The organism is Roseibium sp. (assembly GCF_050301095.1).
GTDB lineage: Bacteria > Pseudomonadota > Alphaproteobacteria > Rhizobiales > Stappiaceae > Roseibium.
The window spans coordinates 1-8,409 of record NZ_JBNKYW010000112.1; the positions used below are offsets into that span (position 1 = coordinate 1).

6 protein-coding genes are annotated in these 8,409 nt (G+C 60.6%); 4 read left to right on the forward strand and 2 right to left on the reverse strand.

Going from position 1 to position 8,409, the window contains the following annotated elements; genetic code table 11:
• The coding region (locus tag ACQY7U_RS10090; RefSeq protein WP_428644051.1) for a LysR family transcriptional regulator at window positions 1–621 on the reverse strand (621 nt) is incomplete at its 3' end.
• Between the two features lie 307 nt (window positions 622–928).
• On the opposite strand from ACQY7U_RS10090, the gene ACQY7U_RS10095 reads away from it, so the two are divergent.
• Window positions 929–2,428, forward strand: coding sequence for a CoA-acylating methylmalonate-semialdehyde dehydrogenase (locus ACQY7U_RS10095; RefSeq protein ID WP_428644053.1), 1,500 nt, complete (start codon window positions 929–931; stop codon window positions 2,426–2,428).
• Between the two features lie 100 nt (window positions 2,429–2,528).
• Here ACQY7U_RS10095 and ACQY7U_RS10100 read toward each other — a convergent pair whose 3' ends face one another.
• The gene (locus tag ACQY7U_RS10100; protein WP_428644055.1) at window positions 2,529–2,846 is read right to left on the reverse strand and encodes a hypothetical protein; all 318 of its coding nucleotides are present in this window, start codon (window positions 2,844–2,846) and stop codon (window positions 2,529–2,531) included.
• Window positions 2,847–3,067: 221 nt separating this feature from the next.
• Between ACQY7U_RS10100 and cydD the strand changes: the two genes are divergently transcribed.
• The 3 genes from cydD to ACQY7U_RS10115 form a co-directional block, all read left to right on the forward strand.
• A complete protein-coding gene (cydD, locus tag ACQY7U_RS10105; protein WP_428644056.1) occupies window positions 3,068–4,882 on the forward strand; it encodes a thiol reductant ABC exporter subunit CydD in 1,815 nt (604 codons plus the stop codon).
• Window positions 4,879–6,543 (forward strand): thiol reductant ABC exporter subunit CydC, encoded by a 1,665-nt coding sequence (gene cydC, locus ACQY7U_RS10110; protein WP_428644058.1) that lies wholly within the window; start codon window positions 4,879–4,881, stop codon window positions 6,541–6,543. Before cydD ends, cydC begins: the two co-directional genes overlap by 4 nt.
• Before the next feature lie 297 nt (window positions 6,544–6,840).
• On the forward strand, window positions 6,841–8,409 hold a 1,569-nt coding region (locus ACQY7U_RS10115; protein ID WP_428644061.1), incomplete at its 3' end, for a cytochrome ubiquinol oxidase subunit I.

An 8,409-nucleotide genomic window follows, 5' to 3' on the forward strand; every position in this document is an offset into this window, starting at 1 on the left:
AATTTCCGACCCGTAATTGAGCGACGGTGAATAAAGAAGATCTTCCACGTAACCGATCAGATCGTGCGCGCTTAAATCGCTCGAAGAACTGGGCATGCCGCGTCTTTCAAGGTAATTTCTGGAAGCGTAAAGACCGAGGGCATAATCGACCAACTTACCGGCAACCAGTCGGCCGGTTTCGGGCCGGTCGATGGTCACCGCAATATCGGCTTCCCGCCGGGAGAGTGAAAACGATCTGGGTACCGGAACGAGCTGCACCGTCAGTCCGGGGTGCATTTCGCGGAGCTTGCCAAGACGCGGGGCAAGATAGGCAACGCCGAAGCCGTCCGGCGCGCCGATGCGGACCGTGCCGGAGATCTCAGGCGTGTCGCCACCGAGATCCGCTTCGGCGGCGACCGCTTCGGCTTCCATGCGTTCCGCCCGTTCGAAAAAGCGGTTGCCGCTGTCTGTCAGAACGCAGCCAGATGTCGAGCGGTCGAAAAGCCGCTTGCCCAGGCTTTCTTCCAGTGCAGTCAGCCGCCGGGCGACCGTCGCATGGTTGAGACCGAGGCGCCGGGCAGCGGCCAGTATCTGACCCGTGCGGGCTATCGCGAGGAAAATGCGGATGTCGTCCCAGTTCAAAGGCGCCTGTCCCTATTCAAGGTGTCGTCCCGGACGGAGTGAAGCGACGATCTGGGATCCGGTACTCGCAGGACTTGCGGTCAAAATTGAACCTGCGGAGTGCTTGATGACCGCTTTCGTAGGGATGACAACGGTGAGTGTGTTTGCGAAGCTATCTTACACATTTTGCATAACTATAAAAATTGCACAATAGATCCGGATTTCTGGTTCTTGTTTATGACAAAAATAAAAGTCAAAAAGACTGCAGCTTAATTCCGGGCAGGATCGCCTTTCGGCACGTGTCGGGACACCATGGGAGAAACGCGACATGAAGAAGATCGGTCATTTTATTGGCGGCAAGCACGTGGAGGGCACTTCCGGCCGCTTTGCAGACGTCTACAATCCGGCCACCGGTGAAGTGCAGGCGCAAGTCGCGCTCGCCAGCCAGGCTGAAATGGATGCCGCCATCGCCAATGCCGCTGCCGCGCAGCCTGCCTGGGCCGCCACCAACCCGCAGCGCCGCGCTCGTGTCATGATGAAGTTCGTGGACCTTCTGAACCGTGACATGGACAAGCTTGCTGAAGCATTGTCACGCGAACACGGCAAGACCCTGCCGGATGCGAAGGGCGACGTGATCCGTGGCCTGGAAGTTGCCGAGTTCTGCATCGGCGCGCCGCACCTCCTCAAAGGTGAGTTCACCGAAGGCGCGGGCCCGGGCATCGACATGTACTCCATGCGCCAGCCGCTCGGTGTCGTTGCCGGCATCACACCGTTCAATTTCCCGGCCATGATCCCGATGTGGAAATTCTGCCCGGCCATCGCCAGCGGCAATGCCTTCATCCTGAAGCCGTCCGAACGCGACCCGTCCGTGCCGATCATGCTCGCCGAGCTGATGATCGAAGCCGGTCTGCCGGAAGGCGTTCTGAACGTCGTCAACGGTGACAAGTCCGCCGTGGACGCCATCCTCGACGATGAAACCATCCAGGCTGTCGGCTTCGTCGGCTCCACTCCGATCGCGCAGTATGTCTATGCCCGTGCAACGGCTTCCGGCAAGCGCGCCCAGTGCTTCGGCGGTGCCAAGAACCACATGATCATCATGCCGGACGCTGACCTGGATCAGGCTGCCGACGCTCTCATCGGTGCCGGCTACGGTGCTGCCGGTGAGCGCTGCATGGCTGTTTCCGTCGCAGTTCCCGTCGGCCAAAGCACGGCGGATGCGCTGATCGAAAAGCTGACCCCGAAAGTCGAAGCCCTCAAGATCGGCCCGTACACGGCCGGCAACGACGTCGACTTCGGTCCGCTTGTCACCAAGGAAGCTCTCGCCCGCGTCAAGGGTCTGGTCGACCAGGGTGTCAAGGAAGGTGCGAAGCTGGTCGTCGATGGCCGTAATTTCTCCATGCAGGGCTATGAAAACGGCTACTTCATGGGCGGCTGCCTGTTCGACAATGTCACCAAGGACATGGAGATCTACAAGACCGAAATCTTTGGTCCGGTTCTCTCCGTTGTTCGTGCGGAGAACTACGAAGAAGCGCTCGACCTGCCGCTCAGCCACGAATACGGCAACGGCACGGCGATCTTCACCCGCGACGGCGACACGGCCCGCGACTTCGCGTCCCGCATCAACATCGGCATGGTCGGCATCAACGTTCCGATCCCGGTGCCGCTCGCCTACCACACCTTCGGCGGCTGGAAGAAGTCCGGCTTTGGCGATCTCAACCAGCACGGTTCGGACGGGTTCAAGTTCTACACTCGCACCAAGACCGTCACCTCCCGATGGCCGTCCGGCCTGAAAGACGGGGCAGAGTTCGTCATCCCGACGATGAAGTAAGTTCGCTTCAGAAATCCCAAGACTGGCCACAGTCCGGAAGGACGGCGCAGCAGCGCCGTCCTTTTGTTTTTGACCCGATCAATCGGAAGTCCTGAAGGCGTCAGGCAGCTTCGGCAGCCGCCGTCACCGTGCGGTCGGCATGGTAGTGCGCCATGGACACAAGGCCGTCGATCTCGGCCATGATCGCCGCGAAGGCCGGGTCCTTCATGACCTTTTCGGCAGCCGCCTTGGCAGAGGCCAGGTCCCGCCACATCACGACGTCCGCAAAGAGATTTTCTTCCTCGTGCCCTTCGTACGCAGTCCAGGAAATGAAGCCGTCATAGGTCTTCACCGTGTCCTGTGCCGTCCGGCGTGCCAGCCGTGCTTTCTCGGCATCCTTGATCTTGAATACGACAAGTTCCAGGCAAGGTTCGCTCATTGGGTTCTCCTTTTTCAAATACGGGAAATTTCCCTGGGCGCTTCTTCGCACAGTGCTCCTGACAACCTGTCGTCAGGAGTGTTTCAGGAAGTTGCCGTGCCTTGTGAAAAAGCGGTAATCGCGGTAGGGGGAGCAGATTGGCCGGTCGGCGGATGCGCCGGAACATGGCCGTGGCAATCTGCCGCTTGAATTCGCGGGGGAGGCGCGACATCAAGGTTCGAATGAAAAAGAACGACGTATCAGATGGCTGCCGATCGCTGGAAACGAATGCTTCCGGGCCGATTGGAAGCTCGGGTATCGGCCGTCCGGAGGCCGGTGAACAGCGCGCGCTCAAATGGTCTGGAATGCTCCTGGGACTTTCCGATCTCCTGTGGATTCCGCAAGCGGGGCTGCTTGCTCTGGCTCTCGGCGGACTGCTTGCAAACTTCGCCTCCGATGGTATCGCCGCTGGTACGTCTGGCCAGTTGCCCGTTTCCCTCGTTATCAGCGCTGCCGGATTGATCGTTCTGGCACTTCTAAGATCCTGGCTGCAGATGCGGGCATTGACCGGCGCCCGTCGGGTTGCGCGCAGGATTCAAAGCCGCACCCGCGCGGATATCCTGGCCGCTGTGGTTCGGCGGTCGCCGGCGGCCGGGTTCCCGGCCTCGGGCGTTTTTGCCGCGCAACTGACCGAGCAGGTGGAGATGCTCGGCCCTTATTACCGAAATTATGTTCCTCAGCTTGTCCGCCTGAAACTGGTGCCTGTCGGGATCTTGCTTGCAGCGCTCACGGTCAGTTGGCTTGCTGCGCTCATCTTGCTTGTTTGCGGCCCGATCATCCCCGTGTTCATGGCGCTGATCGGCATTCGCGCAAAGGCTGCGAGCGCAGGCCAGCAGGAAGAACTGACGCGTCTCAGCGGAATGCTCCTGGATCGCATCCGGGGGCTGGAGACGCTGGTCCTCTTCGGGGCTGCCGACCGAACCAAGGAAGACATCCGTGAAGCCGGGGAGACTTTCCGGCTCGGAACGATGCGAGTTCTGAAAATCGCCTTTTTGTCCTCCACGGTGCTTGAGCTTTTCTCCGCGCTCGGCATCGCCTTCTGTGCGGTTTATGTCGGGTTTTCCCTCCTCGGCGATGTCACGGCGGGAACGTGGTCCGGTCCATTGACCTATTCTGGCGGACTTTTCGTCCTGCTATTGGCGCCCGAATTCTTTGCCCCACTCAGAGCCTATTCCGCCGCCTACCACGACCGTGCGGGTGGAGTGGCCGCGCAGGAGAAACTGACCGCGCTGATACAGGATATCGGCGGTTCGGAGCCGCGTCTGGACACATTCGGAGCGGAAGATATGCCGGCTCAGGGACGCCTGCCGGCACCCCCATCTATCCGGTTCGAAGACGTTTCACTTGAGCTCGGAGGGCGCCGGATTTACTCGAATTTCGACTTTGAGATTGATCCGGGAGAAACCGTTCTTCTCAAAGGGGCGAGTGGTAGCGGCAAAACGACCCTGATCGATTGCGTGCTCGGGTTTCATACGCCGGACAAGGGGGAGGTGCTGCTGGACGGGCGCAATGTCCTGACACAAGTCGAAAACCTGCGCCGCCATGTCGTCTGGCTCGGCCAGGCGCCCCGGCTGTTCCACGGCAGTCTGAAGGCCAACCTTCTGAAGGGGAACGCAGACAGGAACGCAGTTTCGGAGGAAGAGCTTTGGGCCGCTCTGGAACTTGCCGGTGCGGCGGAGCTTGTGCGGCGGTTGCCGAACGGCCTGTCGACCCCGGTCGGCGAAGATGGCTTCGGCCTCTCTGTCGGGGAAATCCGCCGGATCGCGCTCGCCCGCGCAGCTCTTCGGCGCAACGCCGTCCTGCTGCTTGCGGACGAGCCGACAGCGGGGCTAGACGAAGAAACGGCCGGCGATGTCATTGCCGGTCTGGAGCACCTTGCGCATGGCCGGACCGCTTTGATCGCCTCTCACAATCCGGCACTCCTTTCGAAGCTTCCAGGCAGGCAGGTCGATCTTTCCACCTGCAGGGAAGTGGCCAGGAAGGCGGTCAACGCATGAGGGCGGTCCTGAGGCTCGTCGCGGCACAGCACCGCGAAAACCGGTTCCACTTCTGGCTCGGCATCCTGATTGCCATCCTGCCGGCCACGGCGGGCATCCTGCTGCTGGGCGTATCGGGATGGTTCATCACCGCGGCGGCACTCGCCGGTCTCGGCGGCGTAGCCCTGAATATCTTCGCGCCGAGCGCTATCATTCGCGCTCTGGCGATCGTCAGGACCGCGGGACGCTACGGCGAACGCGTGCTGACCCATGACGCGACGTTCCGGTTTCTGACAGGCTTGCGCGACAAGCTGTTTGCCGCCTTCCTTGCAGGCGGTGGCCGCGGGCAGCGGTCCGCACCCGTACTGAACCGGCTGACCCTGGACATTGCCGCACTCGACACCGTGTATCTGCGCCTTGTCGTCCCGATTGCGCTTGCAATCACGGTTGCTGCCGGTCTCCTTGTGTTCTGGTGGACAGTCTCCCTTGCCGTGTTTCTGACGGGCCTCGCCTTCCTGATGGCCTGGGGAGCGCTTGCCTGGTTCTCCTGCGCATACCGGGACAGGCGAATGGCCCGGCGTGCCGATGCAGCGCTCGATGCCATGCGCGTGCGTGCGGTCGACCTGGTGGCAGGACGCCGGGACCTGGCGATCTACGGCGGGTTGCAGGGAGCAGCCCGAACCGTATCGTCAGCCGATGAGCGGCTTGCCATTGCCGAGGAAAGCGAAGAGAACCGTGCGATCCGGCTCACAACCGCGTCGACCCTGATCGGTCAGGTCTTTCTGGCGGCAATGCTCGCGGTCTGCATTTGGGCAGCGTCGGAAGAGACCTTCGGGCCCGCCTTTGCTGTCGGTCTCCTGCTGGTGGTGGTAGCGCTTCCGGAAGTCTTTTCCATGCTGCTGCCCGGTCTCTGCAAGTTGTCCCGCGTCGCGCTGGCCGCCGGGCGTGTGGAAGCGCTGCAAGGCACGAACACTGAAAACCCTGTCCCTTGCGGCAGCACGGATCAGCCGGAAAAGACCGGAACACAGAACCCGGTTCTTAGTTTCAAGAACGTGTCCTTCCGCTATCCCGGAGCGCTCCGGAACGCTGTCGAGGCCATTTCCTTCGCCATCGAAACGGGAGAAGTCGTCGCGGTTGCGGGCCGCAGCGGATGCGGCAAGAGCACGGTGGCAGCGTTGGCAGCGCGCCTTGTCTTGCCCGGACACGGGCAGATCCAGCTGAACGGCAGGGATCTATGTGACCTGAACGAAGCGGATTTCCGCCGCAGGGTCACCGTTCTCGGACAGCGACCGTATCTCTTCAACGATACGGTTGCCGCCAATCTCCGCATCGCCAATCCTCTGGCCAGTGATGAAGAGCTCTGGCAGGCCCTGGCGAACGCCGCGCTCTTGGACCGGATTTCCGAAAGTGGCGGCGGACTGGGAACTGTTCTGGGCGAGGGCGGTGTGGGCCTTTCTGGCGGCGAGCAACGCCGGTTGGCGCTTGCGCGTGCTTTCCTGACCCGCCCGGAGGTTTTCATTCTGGACGAAATGACCGAAGGGCTCGATGTCCGTACGGCCTCTGACGTCCTTGCCCGGTTCTTCAAGTACCGGGCAGGCGCTTCGGTTCTGATGATCTCGCACAAGAAGCTTGAACTGGAAGCGGCCGACCGTGTTCTGCATTTGCCCGAGCTGTCGCGGTGATCCCTCGGTTGTGTGTCAAGAAAAATAGAACTTTCAAGAACTTAATTTACCGGCAAGATGGTTTTTCCTTGCCTGTCCGGTTCTGCCGCATTGACCTTGGATGGACACTGGGCCACGATTGCGGCCGTGAAGATTCATACTCTTAGCCGGTTTGCCTTTTGGAATTGCACCCACGCCTCAGCCCGGACCTGATCTGCACTCCGTGAGCCGCTTTCGCATATGAGTTTTCATGTTGGAGTTGAACGTTCGCTCCGACCATGCGCTCAAGTCTCAGAGGACTTGAAAAGGGGGAAACCGATGGAATTCGACGTCGTCGATCTGTCCCGGCTGCAATTTGCCATGACAGCGCTCTACCATTTCCTGTTCGTGCCCTTGACCCTTGGGCTGTCCGTCCTGCTCGCGACCATGGAGACGGTCTACGTCATTACCGGCCGCGAAGTGTGGAAACGCATGGTCAAGTTCTGGGGGACGCTCTTCGGGATCAACTTCGTCCTGGGTGTTGCGACGGGCCTGACCATGGAATTTCAGTTCGGCATGAACTGGGCCTATTTCAGCCAGTATGTCGGTGACGTCTTCGGTGCACCGCTTGCCATCGAAGGGCTGATGGCCTTCTTCCTTGAAGCGACGTTCGTTGGCCTGTTCTTCTTCGGCTGGGACAGAATGTCCAGGCGTCAGCATCTTGCGGCCACCTGGGCGGTTGCCATCGGCACAAACCTCTCGGCGCTCTGGATCCTCATCGCCAACGGCTGGATGCAGCATCCCGTCGGCGCCACCTTCAATCCCGATACGATGCGCATGGAAGTCACCAGCTTCTATGACGTCCTGTTCAATCCGGTTGCCCAGGCCAAGTTCGTGCATACGGTCTCGGCAGGTTATGTCACCGCAACCATGTTTGTTCTTGGCATCTCCGCCTGGTACATGCTGCGGGGTCGGCATCTGGAGATAGCCAAGCGCTCCATGGCGGTCGCATCCGCCTTCGGTTTCGCCTCTGCCCTTTCGGTTGTCGTGCTGGGCGATGAAAGCGGCTACGAGGCCAACCTGAACCAGAAGATGAAGCTCGCCGCCATCGAGGCCATGTGGGAAACCGAACCGGCTCCTGCATCTTTCAACGTGGTTGCCTGGCCGGACATGGAGAAACGGGAAAACCTGTTCGCCATCGAGGTGCCCTACGTGATGGGACTGATTGCGACACGCTCTCTCGACACCGTCATTCCGGGCATCAAGGAACTGGTCGCTCAGTCAAAGGATCGCATCCACGAGGGCGTGATCGCCTGGGATGCGCTCCAGAAGATCCGTGCCAATCCGCAAGGCGCCGGTGACGACGTCCGCGAGACCTTCAAGAAGCATTCCGGTTCGCTCGGTTATGCCTATCTGTTGCTGCCCTTCACGGACAATCCGATGGAGGCGACGCCGGAACAGATCGACGAAGCGGCGTGGTCGTCCGTGCCCAACGTCTTTCCGATGTTCTATTCCTTCCGGATCATGGTGGCCTGCGGCTTCTACTTCATTCTGGCGACGGCGGTTTTCTTCTACTACTCCTCCGCCGGAAGACTCGATTTTGTGAGGGAAAAGCGGCGCTGGCTTTTGCACGTTGCCGTGCTTTCCATTCCGCTCCCCTGGATCGCCTGCGAGATGGGCTGGATCGTCGCCGAATACGGCCGTCAACCGTGGATCATCGAAAGCATGCTGCCGACCTCCGCCGGCGTATCCAGCCTGTCGATTGTCGAGATCCTGCTGACGCTGACCGGTTTCGTCGCGCTCTACAGCACGCTGCTGGTGATCGAGGTCGCCCTGATGATCAAGTACATCAAGATCGGACCTGACGACGGCGACGTCCATGATCAGGGATTGGCCGCCGCTGCCCGG